Annotated in this window: 18 protein-coding genes and 3 pseudogenes; 10 read left to right on the top strand and 11 right to left on the bottom strand. The window is 32.8% G+C overall.

Annotated elements, in window-relative coordinates:
• Positions 1-43: 43 nt before the first annotated feature.
• A pseudogene (locus ACZZ95_RS13140) lies at positions 44-1,152 on the bottom strand (Glu/Leu/Phe/Val family dehydrogenase).
• 204 nt (positions 1,153-1,356) lie between these two features.
• Here ACZZ95_RS13140 and ACZZ95_RS13135 point away from each other — a divergent pair.
• The 5 genes and pseudogenes from ACZZ95_RS13135 (at position 1,357) to ACZZ95_RS13115 (ending at position 5,126) form a co-directional block, all read left to right on the top strand.
• Positions 1,357-3,135, top strand: a pseudogene (locus ACZZ95_RS13135) (ABC transporter ATP-binding protein).
• A 68-nt stretch (positions 3,136-3,203) separates the two neighbouring features.
• Positions 3,204-3,572, top strand: coding sequence for a PUR family DNA/RNA-binding protein (locus ACZZ95_RS13130; protein WP_057119174.1), 369 nt, complete (start codon positions 3,204-3,206; stop codon positions 3,570-3,572).
• Positions 3,573-3,733: 161 nt separating this feature from the next.
• Positions 3,734-4,162, top strand: coding sequence for a hypothetical protein (locus tag ACZZ95_RS13125; RefSeq protein ID WP_463469379.1), 429 nt, complete (start codon positions 3,734-3,736; stop codon positions 4,160-4,162).
• A complete protein-coding gene (locus tag ACZZ95_RS13120) occupies positions 4,066-4,554 on the top strand; it encodes an alpha/beta hydrolase (RefSeq protein WP_463469378.1) in 489 nt (162 codons plus the stop codon). Before ACZZ95_RS13125 ends, ACZZ95_RS13120 begins: the two co-directional genes overlap by 97 nt.
• Before the next feature lie 23 nt (positions 4,555-4,577).
• Positions 4,578-5,126, top strand: a complete 549-nt coding sequence (locus tag ACZZ95_RS13115) for an RBBP9/YdeN family alpha/beta hydrolase (RefSeq protein ID WP_463469377.1) — start codon at positions 4,578-4,580, stop codon at positions 5,124-5,126.
• Between the two features lie 170 nt (positions 5,127-5,296).
• Here ACZZ95_RS13115 and ACZZ95_RS13110 read toward each other — a convergent pair whose 3' ends face one another.
• Entirely contained in the window at positions 5,297-5,632 is a 336-nt protein-coding gene (locus ACZZ95_RS13110; protein ID WP_463469376.1) for a tRNA-binding protein, read from the bottom strand.
• A gap of 127 nt (positions 5,633-5,759) precedes the next feature.
• On the opposite strand from ACZZ95_RS13110, the gene ACZZ95_RS13105 reads away from it, so the two are divergent.
• The 3 genes from ACZZ95_RS13105 (at position 5,760) to ACZZ95_RS13095 (ending at position 8,108) form a co-directional block, all read left to right on the top strand.
• Positions 5,760-6,653, top strand: a complete 894-nt coding sequence (locus ACZZ95_RS13105; protein ID WP_463469375.1) for an alpha/beta fold hydrolase — start codon at positions 5,760-5,762, stop codon at positions 6,651-6,653.
• Between the two features lie 129 nt (positions 6,654-6,782).
• On the top strand, positions 6,783-7,337 hold the full coding sequence (locus ACZZ95_RS13100; RefSeq protein ID WP_463469374.1) for a thioredoxin family protein: 555 nt from the start codon (positions 6,783-6,785) through the stop codon (positions 7,335-7,337).
• Between the two features lie 375 nt (positions 7,338-7,712).
• Positions 7,713-8,108, top strand: a complete 396-nt coding sequence (locus tag ACZZ95_RS13095) for a GreA/GreB family elongation factor (RefSeq protein ID WP_463469373.1) — start codon at positions 7,713-7,715, stop codon at positions 8,106-8,108.
• 107 nt (positions 8,109-8,215) lie between these two features.
• Here ACZZ95_RS13095 and ACZZ95_RS13090 read toward each other — a convergent pair whose 3' ends face one another.
• The 8 genes and pseudogenes from ACZZ95_RS13090 to ACZZ95_RS13055 all read right to left on the bottom strand — a co-directional run bounded on the left by ACZZ95_RS13090 (position 8,216) and on the right by ACZZ95_RS13055 (position 13,599).
• A complete protein-coding gene (locus ACZZ95_RS13090) occupies positions 8,216-8,539 on the bottom strand; it encodes a c-type cytochrome (RefSeq protein ID WP_463469372.1) in 324 nt (107 codons plus the stop codon).
• Positions 8,540-8,635: 96 nt separating this feature from the next.
• Positions 8,636-9,568 carry a peptidylprolyl isomerase gene (locus ACZZ95_RS13085; RefSeq protein WP_463469371.1) on the bottom strand — a complete coding sequence of 311 codons (933 nt, stop codon included), beginning with the start codon at positions 9,566-9,568 and terminating at the stop codon, positions 8,636-8,638.
• Between the two features lie 67 nt (positions 9,569-9,635).
• A pseudogene (locus ACZZ95_RS13080) lies at positions 9,636-10,810 on the bottom strand (MFS transporter).
• 113 nt (positions 10,811-10,923) lie between these two features.
• Positions 10,924-11,274 carry a cupin domain-containing protein gene (locus ACZZ95_RS13075; RefSeq protein WP_463469370.1) on the bottom strand — a complete coding sequence of 117 codons (351 nt, stop codon included), beginning with the start codon at positions 11,272-11,274 and terminating at the stop codon, positions 10,924-10,926.
• A 47-nt stretch (positions 11,275-11,321) separates the two neighbouring features.
• On the bottom strand, positions 11,322-11,987 hold the full coding sequence (locus ACZZ95_RS13070; RefSeq protein ID WP_463471672.1) for a sugar phosphate isomerase/epimerase family protein: 666 nt from the start codon (positions 11,985-11,987) through the stop codon (positions 11,322-11,324).
• On the bottom strand, positions 11,983-12,195 hold the full coding sequence (locus tag ACZZ95_RS13065; RefSeq protein ID WP_463469369.1) for a hypothetical protein: 213 nt from the start codon (positions 12,193-12,195) through the stop codon (positions 11,983-11,985). The genes ACZZ95_RS13070 and ACZZ95_RS13065 overlap by 5 nt, the downstream gene beginning before the upstream one ends.
• Positions 12,196-12,207: 12 nt before the next feature.
• Positions 12,208-13,128 carry a Zn-dependent protease gene (locus ACZZ95_RS13060; protein WP_463469368.1) on the bottom strand — a complete coding sequence of 307 codons (921 nt, stop codon included), beginning with the start codon at positions 13,126-13,128 and terminating at the stop codon, positions 12,208-12,210.
• Between the two features lie 105 nt (positions 13,129-13,233).
• The gene (locus ACZZ95_RS13055) at positions 13,234-13,599 is read right to left on the bottom strand and encodes a hypothetical protein (RefSeq protein ID WP_463469367.1); all 366 of its coding nucleotides are present in this window, start codon (positions 13,597-13,599) and stop codon (positions 13,234-13,236) included.
• Between the two features lie 269 nt (positions 13,600-13,868).
• Here ACZZ95_RS13055 and trmD point away from each other — a divergent pair, with 269 nt between their 5' ends.
• Positions 13,869-14,549: a tRNA (guanosine(37)-N1)-methyltransferase TrmD gene (gene trmD, locus ACZZ95_RS13050; protein ID WP_463469366.1), complete on the top strand. Its 681-nt coding sequence runs from the start codon at positions 13,869-13,871 to the stop codon at positions 14,547-14,549.
• 80 nt (positions 14,550-14,629) lie between these two features.
• On the opposite strand, the gene ACZZ95_RS13045 is transcribed toward trmD, so the two are convergent.
• A complete protein-coding gene (locus ACZZ95_RS13045; protein ID WP_463469365.1) occupies positions 14,630-15,373 on the bottom strand; it encodes a hypothetical protein in 744 nt (247 codons plus the stop codon).
• Between the two features lie 300 nt (positions 15,374-15,673).
• Here ACZZ95_RS13045 and rplS point away from each other — a divergent pair, with 300 nt between their 5' ends.
• Positions 15,674-16,024: a 50S ribosomal protein L19 gene (gene rplS, locus ACZZ95_RS13040; RefSeq protein WP_095954994.1), complete on the top strand. Its 351-nt coding sequence runs from the start codon at positions 15,674-15,676 to the stop codon at positions 16,022-16,024.
• The last annotated feature ends 136 nt before the right edge of the window (positions 16,025-16,160 follow it).

Here is a 16,160-nt window from a genome sequence, read left to right as displayed (position 1 = left end):
AAACTGTAAACTGAGACTGAGACTGTAAACCGAGACCTAAGAATTACTTAGAAGCGTTCTCTATTCTTCTTTGATCAATACGATTTTGAGCAATTGTAAGCGCCGCTTTATGAGTTGTAATATTATTTTTAGCGGCAAAATCTATAATTTCTAAAGTAGTATTATAAATATTTTCCGTTTTAGTCATGATTTCAGCTTTACCGTAATTTGCTAATTCAGCGTAAACATTGATAATTCCACCAGCGTTAATCAAGAAATCTGGAGCGTATAAAATACCTCTTTCCTGCAATCTTGCACCGTGAACATTCTCATCTGCTAATTGATTGTTGGCGAGCACCAGCAATAACTTTAGCTTTAATTTTGTCTACTGTATTATCATTAATTGTTGCTCCCATCGCACAAGGCGCATAGATATCAACATCTGCTGTATATAAATCTTCACCAGTGTAAATTGTCGCATTGTATTTTGACGCAACCTGATATAATTTTTCTTCATTAATATCAGTAATAGTTACCTGGGCTCCTTCTTTAGTTAAATACTCTACCAAAGTTTCACCAACGTGCCCAATTCCTTGAACCAAAACTTTTTTACCATCTAAAACATCAGTACCAAACTGACTTTTAGTCGCAGACTTTCATTCCTAAATAAACACCGTAAGCAGTAACAGGAGAAGGGTTGCCAGAACCACCTCTTTCTTCAGAAATACCCGTAACATAAGGCGTTACGTCTCTTACTGTATCCATGTCTTTAGTTTCCATTCCAACATCTTCTGCAGTAATATATCTTCCGCTTAATGAATGTACAAATTCACCAAACTTACGCATTAATTCAGGCGTTTTCTGTGTTTTAGCATCACCAATAATAACAGCTTTACCTCCGCCAATATTAAGTCCAGTAATGGCAGATTTAAACGTCATACCTCTTGAAAGACGTAAAACATCATTTAAAGCTTCCCATTCTGTGTTATAATTCCACATTCTAGTACCTCCCAAAGCTGGCCCCATAACCGAATTATGAATACCAATAATTGCTTTTAAACCTGTATCTTTGTCATTGCAAAATACAATTTGTTCGTGATCGTCAAAAGATAATTGACCAAAAACAGGATCCATTTTTTGAAGTTCCTTTCCAGTTGCGAAAGTTGCATCCATAGCGCTAGTATTAATTAGGTTAAAATTATGAATTTGTCAAAAAGACTTCTCAAACATAATTAAAAAATACACATGTGCTAATTTTTTATCTTTAAAATAACAATTTTACAATACAATTGTTTTGATTAAATTGCAATTTATTATAATTTTAATTACTAATAATTCACAAAATCAAATCAATTCAATATCAGATTTCTTAAAAAAATGAAAGAATTAAGCTATTTAAACAAATATTTCATTAAGTATAAATACAGTTTTTCGCTGGGTATTTTAATCACCATAATCGCACAAATATTTTCTCTATTTACTCCAAAATTGATTAGTAAGTCGTTAAATGCTATTGAGAATTTTGACAAACTATCTGCTTGCAGACCAAAAATCGGAAATAGTTATTGCCGCTTTTCGACAAGATTTAATTCATAACGTGCTGTTAATCATAGCAACCACGATTGTAGCTGGATTTTTAACGTTTTTAATGCGCCAGACTTTAATTGTAATGTCGCGTCATATTGAGTTTGATTTAAAAAATGAGGTTTTTAGACAATATGAAAATCTTTCTCAGACTTTTTACAAGCAAAATAGAACTGGGGATTTAATGAACCGTATCAGCGAAGACGTTTCAAAAGTACGTATGTATGTCGGGCCGGCTGTTATGTATACTATTAATACATTTATCCGTTTTGCGATTGTTATATTATATATGTATAATGTATCGTCACGCTTACCTTATACACGATACTGCCGTTACCAATACTTTCGTTTTGTATTTTTAAATTAAGTTCCGAAATCAATAAACGAAGTACTACTTTCCAGCAATATCTTTCCAAAGTTTCCAGTTTCTCACAAGAAATATTTTCAGGAATCAGGGTTATTAAAGCGTACTCTTTAGAAAAACAGCATCAAAATAATATGGTTGATCTTGCAGAAGAGAGCAAACGCAAGAGTTTAAGTCTGGCAAGAGTGCAGTCTTTATTTGGCCCGTTAATGATTGCCCTTATCGGAATTAGTAATTTGGTAGTTATTTATTTTGGAGGCGTAATGTATATTAATGGAACGATTCCGAATATCGGAACTATTGCCGAATTTATCTTATATGTAAACATGCTGACTTGGCCGGTTGCTTCTTTAGGATGGGTTTCGTCAATGGTGCAAGAGGCAGAAGCTTCTCAAAAACGTTTAAATGAATTTTTGAAAATAGAACCAGAAATCAAAAACAACAACGAAAACACATCAGATATTCAAGGAACGATTTCTTTCGAGAATGTTTCTTTTACCTATAATGATACTAATATCGAAGCTTTAAAAAATGTTTCGTTTACGGTTAAAAAAGGAGAAACGCTGGCAATCTTAGGAAAAACAGGTTCAGGAAAATCAACTATACTTTCGTTAATCTCCAGATTATATGATGTAACCGATGGCGAGCTTAAAATTGATGCAAACGAAATCAGTACTTTAAACTTAAACGATCTTCGAAATAATATTGGAATTGTTCCGCAAGATGCTTTCTTATTTTCTGATACTATTAAAAATAATATCAAATTTGGAAATCAAAATGCAACTGACGAAGAAGTATTCGAAGTCGCTAAAAATGCGGTTGTCCACGATAATATTATAGCGTTTAACAAACAGTATGACACTGTTTTAGGAGAAAGAGGAATTACACTTTCGGGCGGACAAAAACAGCGTGTTTCGATTGCAAGAGCTATTATTAAAAATCCTGCTATCTTACTTTTTGACGATTGTTTATCTGCTGTTGACACCGAAACCGAAGAAATGATTTTGAATAATTTATTTGAAATTTCTAAAGATAAAACAACTATAATTGTAAGTCATCGTGTGTCATCTGCAAAGAATGCAGACAAAATTATCATACTCGAAGACGGCCGCATTATACAACAAGGTTCTCATAATCAATTAATAAATCAGGACGGCTATTACGCATCGTTATATTTAAAACAACTTTCGGAAAAAGAATTACTTTAATTGTTGCGTAATAGATAATTTTTTATGATTTTTGAGTACTATTAATTCCAAAAATGATAGAACGTATTATGAGAGAAAATGACATGTTAGAAAAAGAAGAGATTTTTTCTAAAGTATTACGAGCAGGAAGAAGAACTTATTTCTTTGATGTGAGAGCTACCAAAGCTGATGATTACTATATCACTATTACCGAAAGCAAAAAATTTACTGAGGAAGATGGTTCATTTCATTTCAAGAAACACAAAATTTACTTGTACAAAGAAGATTTTAGTGCTTTTGCCGAAATACTAGAAGAAATGACCTCTTATGTTTTGAACCACAAAGGCGAAGAAGTAATTTCTGAAAGACATCAAAAAGATTTTAAGAAAGAATACAGTTCTGAAAAATCTGAAAGCCAAAGATCTAGCTTTACAGATATTGATTTTGACGATATTTAATTCAAAATAAACTTTTTATAAGTACGAGTCCAATTTGTTCTGCATTTTGGACTTTTTTTATATATTAATTTATTATTTTAGATTTTAGTCCCGAAGTTTCGGGATAGATTTTAGATTTCTCCAATCAACTAAACTCGAAAACACAATTCAATATTTTTAAAATGAAAAAATTAATTATCCTTTTAAGTTTCTTTCTCTACGGAATTTCAATCTCTGCGCAGAATCTAGAATACGAAACAAAAACCAACATTCAATATTACAATACCGCCGCAAACAAATCTGACAAGTACATTAACGAAAGATGTGTATTGGATATTTATTATCCAAAAAACAAAACGGGATTTGCTACAATTGTATGGTTCCACGGCGGCTTAACGGGCGGGAATAAAGAAATTCCTGAAGCCTTAAAAAATAAAGGTTTTGCGGTTATTGGCGTAAATTACAGATTATCACCAAAAGTAAAAGCGGCAAAAGCTATTGAAGATGCGGCAGCATGGTTGCTTGGACTTTTAATAATATATCAAATTATGGAGGTGACAAAGCTCAGATTTTTGTTTCTGGACATTCTGCTGGCGGTTATTTGGGAATGATGATTGGTTTGGATAAAAAATGGCTTCAAAAAGAAAATATCGATGCTGATAAAATCGCTGGATTAATTCCGTTCAGCGGACAATGTATCACGCATTTTGAAATTAGAAAAGAAAACGGAATTCCTGAAAAACAGCCTACAATTGATGCTTTTGCGCCTTTATACTACGTTCGCGCCGATGCACCGCCTCTTTTGTTAATTACCGGAGATCGTGAATTAGAAATGCTCGGACGTTATGAAGAAAACGCATACATGGCCAGAATGATGAAATTATCAGGGCACAAACAAACTAAACTTTACGAACTTGACGGTTACAACCATGGAATGACTGAACCTGGTTTTCCGCTTTTAGTGAATGAAGTAAACCGAATTTTGAAAGAAAATAAAAAATAATATATAATTTAAAATCCACGGCAATGGAAACAAATTTATTGATATTACCCGGTCTGGGCGACTCAGGCGAAAAACACTGGCAGACCTTTTGGCATAAAAAATTCGAAAACTCCATTCGAGTTGTACAAGATAATTGGGACGAACCCGTTCGCGAGGATTGGATTGCGAGATTAAACGAGAACATTTTAAAGCTTACTAAACCAACTATTTTGGTAGCACACAGTTTAGCGGTTTCGCTGGTCCTGCATTGGGCAGAAAAGTACAACAACGAAAATATAATTGGAGCTTTTTTAGTTGCTCCTGCAGATGTAGATTCACCTCAACACACACCAGAATGCATTAGAAATTTTTCGCCAATGCCAATCTACAGATTACCTTTTCCATCTGTTGTTGTTGCCAGCGAAAATGATCCTTACGCTTCTTTCGAAAGAAAACAATATTTCGCCGAAAAATGGGGAAGTGATTTTGTAAATGTCGGTCAACAAGGACACATTAACTCTGATTCTGATTTAAAATATTGGGAAGAAGGACAGCAGATTCTTAGAAAGTTTATTGGAAAAATAGGTTCCTAATTTAACCGCAAAGATTTTACGCAAAGATTTTACGCAAAGATCGCAAGGTTTTATGATAAGTTTTTTGTCTGTTAAAGTTCACAAAGCTTTGCGAACTTTAACCTTTTCTAAAAATGTTATCTGCAAAAAAAACTTTGCGTGCTTTGCGGTAAAATTGATTGAACAGCAAACTACCCGATACGCAATCCATTCGGGATCTTAAAATCTGGAGCTAATAAAATTACGTCTCCCTCCTCGCCTACAGCGCCAAGAACCAGACATTCGCTCATAAACTTCCCTATCTGCTTTTTAGGAAAATTTACCACTGCAACAATCTGGTGGTTTACTAAATCTTCTTTTTGATATCTTTTTGTTATTTGTGCCGATGATTTTCGAATCCCAATCTCTGAGCCAAAATCAATAGTAAGCTGATAAGCAGGTTTTCTCGCTTCTGGAAAATCATTTACTTCGATTATAGTTCCTACGCGCATATCTGTGCGATCAAATTCGTTCCAGGTTAAATCCATTTTTTAATGTATTAGAATTACAAACCTATAAATTTTGTAATTAATGCACCTAATTCTGTAACCTATTTCTTTCGGTTAGCTTATAATTTTACTGTAGAAAATAGTATACTAACGAAAAATATATAACATGGAACATACTGAACCAAATGCATGCATGTCAATTAAAGATTTTGAATCAAATTTAAAACAGGTTCACACCGATAAATATATAGAAACAGCTCAAAACGTAAGATTATATGTTAAAGATTATGGACAGGGAAAACCAGTAATTCTTATTCATGGCTGGTCGCTTTCTAACGAAATGTGGGAATATCAAATCGACCATTTAGTACAAAATAATTACAGAGTTATTGCCTACGACCGACGCGGTTTTGGTAAATCTTCGCGACCTTGGGACGGTTATGACTACGATACTTTGACAGACGATCTTAAAGAAATTATAGAACAATTGGAATTAGAAAACGTAACACTTGTTGGTTTCTCAATGGGAGGCGGAGAAGTTGTTCGTTATTTCAGCCGTCATGGCGGAAAGGGCGTTACCAAAGCAGTTTTAATTTCTTCAGTTATTCCATTCCTTTTAAAAACTCACGATAACCCAGACGGACATCCGAAAGAGAAAAGTGAAACTACTGCGGCAACAATTAAAGAAGACAGAATTGCTTTTGTAGACAATTTCGGAAAAACGTTTTTTGGCATCAATATTATCAATAAACCAATTAGCACACCGCTTCTCGAATATTACAGATCATTATGTTCGCTAGCTTCTCCAAGAGCGACTTTGAAATGTGCTGAATCTTTCTCATTTACTGATTTTAGAGATGAATTAGATTTTATCAAGGTTCCAACTTTGATCATTCATGGTGATGACGATAAAATTGTTCCTATCGATCTTACTTCAAGAAAAGCGGCAATAGCAATTGCAAATAATACTTTTATTGAATATGAAGGAGCGCCACACGGTTTATTTTACACAGACAGAGAAAAACTAAACGAGGATTTACTGCAATTTCTAAATTCTTAAAAACATAAAAAAGTGTCCAAAGAAGCAAGCTGATTCAGCTAACTGCTTCTTTGGATATTTTTTTTATTCTTGTGCTCTTTTATTTACAGATTTTTAAAGCTATTTTTGAAAATCTAATTTCTAGTAAAAATGGCACAAGCTAAATCAACAATGCTTCCTTTAGGAACAATTGCTCCTGATTTTTATCTAAAAGACACTAACTCAAATGACACTTTTTCTTTTGAAGATTTAAAAGGGTCCAAAGGTACTTTGGTTATGTTTATCTGCAACCATTGTCCGTTTGTGCTTCATGTTATTAATGAAATTGTAATGATTGCTAACGATTATCGCGTACAAGGAATTGGAGTAATTGCTATTTCAAGCAACGACATTGTTAAATACCCCGAAGATGCTCCAGAATTGATGACGGCATTTGCTATGCATCATAAAATTGATTTTCCTTATTTGTATGATGAAAGTCAGGAAACAGCAAAAGCTTATGACGCCGCCTATACTCCAGATTTCTATTTATTTGATAATCAAGATAAACTTTTTTACCGCGGGCAACTGGATGATTCAAGGCCTGCCAACGGAATTCCTCTTAGCGGAAGCGACCTTAGAGGCGCTATAGATGCCTTAATTTACAACAGAAGTTTAAAAGAACCGCAAGTACCAAGTCTGGGCTGTGGCATTAAATGGAAGTAAAACCTCACTAAATTGAAAAAGATTACCTATCTTTGCAGATCAATTTAATTCTCCTCATGGGAAATATAATATCACATACAGCTATAAAAAAGTCATTTTCCTTTTCGGGAAAATCGCTTAGTGCTGTAATTATTTCGCATAATAGGGCCTTTATTAATTAGGCCTCCGTCTATTCCAGTTTCTTCTTTCTGACGGAGGATTTACAATCAAGCTTAAGCATTTTATTATTTGACAAAAATCAATTTTGGTCAGATATTTTTTTGTTTTTCAAATTAAAACATTTTAAATCCTTGTCTTATTTTAAGACTAAGAAGCAGTACGATTAAATTCATAAAAGAATCATTTAAATTTTATAACAATAAATTCAATATAGATATGAAACCAACACCCACTTTCTGTAAATCAGATTATAAATTTTTAAGAGAATTGATTTTAAAAAGTAAAAACTCAACAAATACCAAAGAAGCCAATCAGCTTTCGCAAGAATTAGACCGCGCTGTAATAAGCAAAGAAAGCGAACTTGATAGTTCTGTTATCCGAATCAATTCTTTTGTAACAATTGAAGATGTGAAAGCCAAAAAACAAATGAAAATTCAAATCGTTTTACCTTCTGCGGCAGACGTAAAACAATCTAAGATCTCAATTCTAGCGCCGCTAAGTGTTGCTATTATTGGTTTTAAAGAAAATGATGAAGTAGATTGGGAATTACCGGCTGGCATCAAAACTTTAAAAGTAATTGCGGTAGATAATTCGGCTGTACATCATTCTTAACTTTTTAAACACCTCATTCTGTGAAGGTGTTTTTTTATATCTATTTGAAAATAAAAAAAACGGTTCAATTATATTTTTAACCGTTTTTTTATGCTTTATTAAATCAATTATAATTGTGAATGAATATAACTGGTAACAGACGCTAATTGAGTTTCGTCTAATTTTGCTTTTTTACCCATTCTTACCAAAATTGGCGCCCATTCTTCTTTAGTGTATTTCTTTGGATCGTACAATTTGTGGCATCTTGCACAACTGTTCTCATATAAGTTTTTCGCTTCTGCTAAATCTACATATGTAGTAGTTAATTCTTTAGCATCTCCTGCTTTTGGTGGAGGTGGAGGTGATGGCGCGACTTCTGCAACCGTTTTTGTAGTACCGCAAGCCACTAAAAGCAGTGTCACAGCAGTTAAAGTTAGTATTCTTAATTTCATCTTGCTTTTTTTATTTGAAAGTAAATATAAAAAAATCCCATACACAGCGGTGTATGGGATTACAATTTAAAACAATACTAAATTGCTTGTAAATTCTTATTTTACGTCCATTAATTCAACGTCAAAAATCAAAGTTGCGTTTGGCGGGATCACTCCTCCTGCACCAGATGGTCCATATCCTAAATCAGATGGAATTACAAAACGAGCTTTGTCTCCAACTTGTAATAAAGCGATACCTTCGTCCCATCCTTCGATAACCTGCCCAACTCCTAATTTAAATTCGATTGGTTTTTTACGTGGGTAAGAGGAATCAAAAACTTTTCCGTTTTCTAATGATCCTTCGTAGTGAACAGAAACCGTTTTTCCAGCTTCCGCTTTTTTACCATCTCCTTTTTGAATCATTTTGTAACGTAAACCGCTTTCCGTTTTATCAAAACCTGCGGCTAATTGTTCCATTTTTGCTTCTGTTTCTGCTTTTAAAGTCGCTTCACGTTTTAGACGAGCACCTTTTAAACCGATGAAAGATTCGATAGCATTAAATTTTTCTGCTTCTTCTCCTACTCTAATGATTTCTACAGACTCTAAATTATCACCTTGAGCAACAGCATCAACGATATCTTGTCCTTCAACAACATATCCAAAAACACTGTGTTTTCCGTCTAACCAAGGAGTCGGAACGTGTGTAATAAAGAATTGAGAACCATTGCTTCCAGGACCAGAGTTTGCCATAGACAATACTCCTGGACGATCGTGTTTTAAACTTGGGTGAAATTCATCATCAAATTTGTAACCTGGATCTCCAGTTCCAGTTCCTTTTGGGCATCCACCCTGAATCATAAAATCAGGAATTACTCTGTGAAATGTTAATCCGTCATAGAATTTTTGTCCTTGAGGTTTAACTTTATTTTCCATATTACCTTCTGCAAGAGCTACAAAGTTCCCTACAGTTCCAGGTGTTAAATCGTGTGTTAGTTTTACTAAAATCGAACCTTTGCTAGTGTTGAATTTAGCGTATATTCCGTTTTCCATGTTGTTATTTTTAATTTGAACGCAAATTTACAAATTAATTTTTTAATCAATTTGTGCTTTTGCTTTTTTAGTCCCTACGTTTCGAGATTGATTTATAAGTCAGTCCGTAAATTGCCAATGAGATTAATGATAAAACCATACAGCCAATAGCTACCGCATGCCATCCTCCTAGTTTCCACAATAACAATCCGTATGCAGATCCAGCAAGCAGTTCCTAAGAAACTGAAAGACATAAATACAGTATTCAATCTATTTCTGGCTTCTGGTAATAAAGAATAAACGCGGGTTTGGTTTGAAATGTGAACACCTTGAATTCCTATATCAATAAATACAATTCCAATTGCAATTCCTATTACACTTTCTACAGAAAAATAGAAAACCAAAAAGCTAATTAAAATCAATAAACAGCCGTAACCAACTGCAATTCTGGAATTTCCTTTATCTCCAAGTTTACCAACCAAAGGTGCTTGCTAAAGCTCCAGAAGCACCAACAATTCCGAATAAACCAATTGTGGCACTATTAAAATTAAAAGACTCACCAGAAAGCAGTAAAACCATTGTTGTCCAGAAAGCTCCAAACTGGGCAAAACTAAAAACATTGATTGCCGTTGCTTCACGCAAAACAGGCTGTGTTTTTATAAGCGTAAATAAAGATTTAATTAACTGGCCATAAGTGCCTTGAAACTGCGGTTTATTAACTGGAAATTTATTTTGAATGACAAAAAAGATTAAAAGACAAATTCCGGCGACGATATAAAACATAGACCTCCAGCCTAAAACCTGACCAATAAAACCGCTTAAAGTCCGCGAAAGCAAAATCCCTACCAAAAGTCCGCTCATAATTGTTCCGACAACTTTTCCCCTCTGTTCAGGCGCACTTAGAGAAGCCGCCAAAGGCAGAATAAGCTGTGGCACTATAGATGTGATTCCAATAAGCAGTGAAGCAATTTGTAAAATAAGAAAACTTTTTGCCGTTGCCGCAATTAATAAGGCAATAACAGAAGCAAAAGTGGTCATTAAAATTTGTTTTTTTCGTTCTATTTTGTCACCAAGAGGCACCATAAAAAACAACCCAATTGCATAACCTGCCTGAGTTAAATAGGTTATCGTTCCTGCGCTGGCTTCGGGAATTTTAAATTCGTTGGCAATTAGAACAATCAGAGGCTGGCAGTAATAAAGATTTGCAACTATAAGACCAGTGCAAACTGCCATAAAAAGTACATTTGTTTTAGATAAATTCATGCTTGCAAAAATACCGATCTAATCTTAATCAAAAGTTTAAAAAAGTTATAAAATTTTTAAATTTAAGATCAGATCAGTCTTTTCAGCTTATATTTTGGTTGATTCTAAAAGTGTTACGACTTCAAAAAATCTTCTCTTGCCGGACCAAAAACATCCGTCAGCATACCCGTTTCCAAACAAACAACCCCATGAATTGCGTGAGGAGGAATGTAAAAACTATCGCCTTCTTTTAAAGTTTCTGTTACACCATTTATCGTGACATCAAATTTACCGCTCGCCACATAAGTAACCTGCGTATGATAATGTTCGTGCAAAACACCGATTCCTCCTTTTTCAAAATGTACATTTACCAGCATCACTCTGTCATCAAAAGCCAAAATTTTACGTTTGATTCCTTCGCCAACTACTTCCCACTCTATTTCGTCGCCTTTAATAAACTCTTTGCTTGTTCCTATCTTATGCATAACTTTAAAATTGATTTTTACAAAAATAAGGATTTTAACGAGTTGTTTTAAAGCAATTTTTCGGAAATAAAATCACAGCTTTTCTTAATAGAAGCAAAAGAATTTACTGCAAAATTATTTTCTTGTTCCACAAAAAAATGAACCATTCCAGATTGTGTCGTCGCTGTAAATAAAGGTTTAAAATCTATTAAACCCGAACCAACTTCGGTATTTAAATCGTTATTATTTTTGTCTTTATCCTTTACATGCCACATTTTGAAACGTCCAGGATTTTCTTTAAATAATTTTAGAGGATCATTTCCAGAGTGAATGACCCAGTATAAATCTAATTCAAAATAAACTAACTCTTTATCGGTTTCATTAAGTAAAATCTCGTAGCCTGTAATTCCCTCATATTTCTGAAATTCAAAATCATGATTATGATAAGCCAATTTCAAACCTGCTTTTTCGCACATTTTAGCGACTTCATTTAAGCGTGAAGCAATCTTTTTATAATCTTCAAGATTTCTTCTAAAAGGTTCATCGACCCACGGAACAGTCAAAAACTCACTTTTTAGATTTTTTGTCGCTTCTATTGAAGCTATTAGTTCTTCGGTATTTCCATCATATAAAAAGCTTCCTAAATTATAATGACCGCTTACTGCCTTCAGTCCGTTATCATCTAAAATCTTTTTCAACTCTTTAGGCGTTAATCCCCAAAACTGATCTTTAATCGAAAAACCATATGTTTCGACAGTTGTAAATCCTGCTTTCGCTACTTTTTCTAAAGTCTGCCTTTACATCTTTCGGAATCTCTTCACGAAGTGTATATAACTGTAAACCTATTTCTTTTTTATTCATAGAAAATGCAAATGACGGCGAAGCCAAAACTGCTGTTGCGACAAGACTCGTATTAATTATAAAATTTCTTCTGGTAATCATAAATCAGAACAATTAGATATTCTTTTTTGTTGAAACAGCGTCAGTATCCTTTTTCATTGCCAGAAATTCGGGAGTGAGGTTATTTCGTTTAAAATAATTCTCTAAATCTGTCAGCCTCTTCCTGTCATCGTATTTTATACAAGAGCTTAATTTTTGCTGGCAGACAGAACATAATCGTATAGAATGCTTGTCTATTTCGATCATGCTGTTAGATCCATTCATTACACAATCGGCATTAATACAATGATGTAATCCAAACATATGACCTATTTCATGAGAACTTATTTTGAGTAATCGAGACAGACAAAGATTAAAGTTTTCAGAAGTCAGTTCCCCATCTTGCAGTCTGTAAATTGAACTCACACCAACTTTGTCGTGATAAGAAGCCAAACCAAAAACATAGTTCCATTCTGGTTTAGGATATAGATCAAGTTCTGAAAGTCCCATTAACGCAATTCTGTTTACAGGTTTTTCTTTCTTTAGTACATTGTCTAAAAGATAACCTGCCAATAACTGTTCGTGCCCAAACATCATTCTTCTTGCAGAATTTGGAACTACATCATTAGGGATGGGTTCAAGAGTATTCGTTTGTAGTCGAAAGAAAATTGCTAAATATTCATTTAATAATTCGATTTGCTTCTTTTGTAAAGAATTAAAATTTCCAATTGGGCGTATATAAATAATATTTTCTTCCTTGGTCGGAATAATATGTTTAGAAAAAAAGTATTGCTCAAAAGTCTGACCTTTTTCTTTGCGAGAAAACAGCCAATCACCATAAAGCGGCTTTCCTAATTTGACATCATTACTTTTAATCTGCGTAAAATATAATGCTGTTTCAGGAACCTTTTTTAGGGTTTCTTTAGGAGTCTTCTTTAACTTTTCCTTATTACAGGAACATAATAATACAAAAATAATAATAGCTATTTTTTTCATATACTTTTTGCTAAATATATTCAAAAAACAGCTACAATTTAAATCAAATAAAAAATATTTTAACAATTTAATTAAACCGTTAAAATAATTCAATAGAGAATAGAATTACTTCGAAGTTAACAATTTCATCCCTTCTATTTTTTGTGAGTCAATGGCTTGAGGAGGATAATTCTGTTTTTCTTGTCTTGTTGAAGTAACTTTACCTTCTTTATTTAAATATATATAATTGTAAGTCCAATAATTTTGACCAGCAATTCTTGATCCGTCAGGATTATCTTCATTCATAAAAACTTGATCCGCATAAACAAGAATTTGCCCATCTTGATTGTCAGCCAATGTTCGCACAGGAGTTCCCCAAGTTTTTATCAATTTTGCTTTGGTTTCTCCAACAGAATTGTCCATTGCATTTTTTGAACTTGAACATGAAATCTGTAAAAGTATTATTGAGGCAAACAATAGTATTTTTTTCATATAGATGTGTTTTTGGAATTTTATAAAATTTTAAATATGTAATTAGGTATTGTAATGGTACTTAAAATTACGAAATAAAAAATTACACAATTACATTTTAGTGTTATATAATTATTACTAACAAACTAAAAAGCAATAAGTTGCATAAAAATATTTTCTACCAGACAGAATTTACAGCTAGTACCCTCAAGCATTTACAAGCATTTTAATTTTCCTTTTATTGCCAAATATTAACTTGTATCTTTGCGACTTAGAATAACAACAGAAAAATGCGAATTGATATTATTACACTTTTACCAGAATTATTAAGAAGCCCGTTTGAAGCTTCGATTATGAAACGTGCCATCGATAAAGGTTTGGTCGAAGTACATTTTCACAATCTTCGTGATTATAGTACTAACAGACAGAAAAGTGTAGACGATTATCCTTTTGGAGGCGGTGCTGGTATGGTAATGACAATTCAGCCAATTGATGATTGTATTACCCATTTAAAAAGTCAGCGCGAGTACGACGAAATAATTTATATGTCTCCGGATGGTGACACTTTAAATCAAAAAATGGCCAATACGATGTCTATGTATGAAAATATCATCATTTTGTGCGGACATTATAAAGGTGTTGACCAAAGAGTTAGAGATCATTTTATTACTAAAGAAATTTCGATTGGCGACTACGTTTTATCTGGAGGAGAATTAGGCGCTTTAGTTTTATCTGATGCGTTAATTCGATTAATACCTGGAGTTTTAAGCGACGAAACCTCAGCTTTAACAGATAGTTTTCAGGATAATTTATTATCAGGACCTATATATACAAGACCAGCAGATTATAAAGGATGGAAAGTCCCAGAAGTATTAACCAGCGGTCACTTTGCAAAAATCGACAAATGGCGCGAGGATATGGCGTATGAACATACTAAGAATAGAAGACCGGATTTACTTGAAGAGCACTAAGATTAGTTTCAGGTTTCAGGTTATTTTTGTTTCAGGTTTCTACATGACGTAATAAACCTGAAACCTAAAACAAAGTACTTTTATCCATTGTATCCCATAGAAGTTATTGATCTGTTATCAATTTCGATCTCTAGCAAATGATCTCTATAAAAATCGTCTCCTGCTGTGATTGAAGTAAAAATACTGCCAAAGTCGTCTATTGTTATTTCTACTCTATAAATTTCTAATGTATCAAACCAATTGTTATCTGCTTTATTTATAGCATTTTCATCTCCTTCATTATTAAAAAAATCAATTAAATCATTTTTACAATTTCCTAGCCAAGTTATATAATCAATAATTTTATCTAAAAACAAAGTAATATTATCGTTAGGCAGATATATTGAAACTTTTCCTTTTTTGATTATTTTATTAAATACTACAAGCTTTTTATCGGTAATTTTAAATTTATTTTCATGCTTTTTTGATAGTTTAAAATCATTCAATTCAATCTGAGGCTGTTCTTTCTTTTCTCGATATTTTCTAACATCTTTTATAATAAAATTATTTTTATGCGATTTCGCTTTTTGTTCCAAAACATATAATCTTGAAATATCTTTTTTATTACTCAAATCTGCAACTATCTTGAAGGTCTCATAGGCAGATTCGTGAAATTGTAATAAACTATATAAATTTGAAAGAACTAAATCCTCTTTTTTTGTCCTTTCTATATTTTTCATTTCATAAAGCAGATCATAAAGTTTACTTATACTTTCTTTTGAAGAGTTTGACTTTCTGAATTCATTAGAAAACTCAATATAATCTTTTAAATAATCCCTATTCATTTTATCTAAATTTGAAGAAACAAATATAGTAAGACTTTACCTCCTTTTATTTAGAAAACCAGAATTAGAGTTTGAAAATTTAATGTAAATTAAAAGAAACTACAAACCCCAATTGATCAACTAGTTAAGAAATTGGAATTTGGAATTTACTTTTATTGAGATTTGCTTTTTTTTATTGGAATTTGGAATTTATTTTTATTGGAATTTATATTTTTTTAATTACATTTGCACCCGAATTAGACTAACCTCTGGCGAAATCCGTGAATGTTACTCTATTAAAAACAATAATATAAAATTATCATGGCAGATTTATTAAAATTCGTTCAAGACGAATTCGTTGCTAGAAAAGATTTCCCTGAATTTGGAGCTGGAGATACTATTACAGTATTCTACGAAATTAAAGAGGGTGAAAAAACTAGAACTCAGTTTTTTAAAGGAGTTGTTATTCAAAGAAGAGGTTCTGGTAACACAGAAACTTTTACTATTCGTAAAATGTCTGGAGCTATTGGAGTTGAGCGTATCTTCCCAGTAAACTTACCAGCTTTACAAAAAATCGAAATCAACAAGAAAGGTGCTGTACGTAGAGCTAGAATTTTCTACTTCAGACAACTTACTGGTAAAAAAGCTAAGATTAAAGATAAAAGAAGATAATCATTTATCGAATTGTTATAAAAAACTCGTTTCATATTATTTGAAACGAGTTTTTTTTGTCTTCTATTTTCAGCACTAACAAAACTGTAATTTTTTAATATCAAAATCATCGAATTAGCAATTTAACGAGCTTGAA

Source organism: Flavobacterium sp. AC267 (assembly GCF_979258715.1).
Note: the sequence above shows the minus strand (reverse complement) of the source record. Positions and strands in the feature narration are given on the sequence as shown.

What these genes read in the sequence shown, in the direction of transcription:
- ACZZ95_RS13130 (WP_057119174.1), top strand. Translation starts at nt 3,204, where the DNA reads ATGAGAGAAAATGACATGTTAGAAAAAGAAGAGATTTTTTCTAAAGTA.
- ACZZ95_RS13125 (WP_463469379.1), top strand. Translation starts at nt 3,734, where the DNA reads ATGAAAAAATTAATTATCCTTTTAAGTTTCTTTCTCTACGGAATTTCA.
- ACZZ95_RS13120 (WP_463469378.1), top strand. Translation starts at nt 4,066, where the DNA reads ATGGTTGCTTGGACTTTTAATAATATATCAAATTATGGAGGTGACAAA.
- ACZZ95_RS13115 (WP_463469377.1), top strand. Translation starts at nt 4,578, where the DNA reads ATGGAAACAAATTTATTGATATTACCCGGTCTGGGCGACTCAGGCGAA.
- ACZZ95_RS13110 (WP_463469376.1), bottom strand. Translation starts at nt 5,632, where the DNA reads ATGGATTTAACCTGGAACGAATTTGATCGCACAGATATGCGCGTAGGA.
- ACZZ95_RS13105 (WP_463469375.1), top strand. Translation starts at nt 5,760, where the DNA reads ATGGAACATACTGAACCAAATGCATGCATGTCAATTAAAGATTTTGAA.
- ACZZ95_RS13100 (WP_463469374.1), top strand. Translation starts at nt 6,783, where the DNA reads ATGGCACAAGCTAAATCAACAATGCTTCCTTTAGGAACAATTGCTCCT.
- ACZZ95_RS13095 (WP_463469373.1), top strand. Translation starts at nt 7,713, where the DNA reads ATGAAACCAACACCCACTTTCTGTAAATCAGATTATAAATTTTTAAGA.
- ACZZ95_RS13090 (WP_463469372.1), bottom strand. Translation starts at nt 8,539, where the DNA reads ATGAAATTAAGAATACTAACTTTAACTGCTGTGACACTGCTTTTAGTG.
- ACZZ95_RS13085 (WP_463469371.1), bottom strand. Translation starts at nt 9,568, where the DNA reads ATGGAAAACGGAATATACGCTAAATTCAACACTAGCAAAGGTTCGATT.
- ACZZ95_RS13075 (WP_463469370.1), bottom strand. Translation starts at nt 11,274, where the DNA reads ATGCATAAGATAGGAACAAGCAAAGAGTTTATTAAAGGCGACGAAATA.
- ACZZ95_RS13065 (WP_463469369.1), bottom strand. Translation starts at nt 12,195, where the DNA reads ATGATTACCAGAAGAAATTTTATAATTAATACGAGTCTTGTCGCAACA.
- ACZZ95_RS13060 (WP_463469368.1), bottom strand. Translation starts at nt 13,128, where the DNA reads ATGAAAAAAATAGCTATTATTATTTTTGTATTATTATGTTCCTGTAAT.
- ACZZ95_RS13055 (WP_463469367.1), bottom strand. Translation starts at nt 13,599, where the DNA reads ATGAAAAAAATACTATTGTTTGCCTCAATAATACTTTTACAGATTTCA.
- trmD (WP_463469366.1), top strand. Translation starts at nt 13,869, where the DNA reads ATGCGAATTGATATTATTACACTTTTACCAGAATTATTAAGAAGCCCG.
- ACZZ95_RS13045 (WP_463469365.1), bottom strand. Translation starts at nt 15,373, where the DNA reads ATGAATAGGGATTATTTAAAAGATTATATTGAGTTTTCTAATGAATTC.
- rplS (WP_095954994.1), top strand. Translation starts at nt 15,674, where the DNA reads ATGGCAGATTTATTAAAATTCGTTCAAGACGAATTCGTTGCTAGAAAA.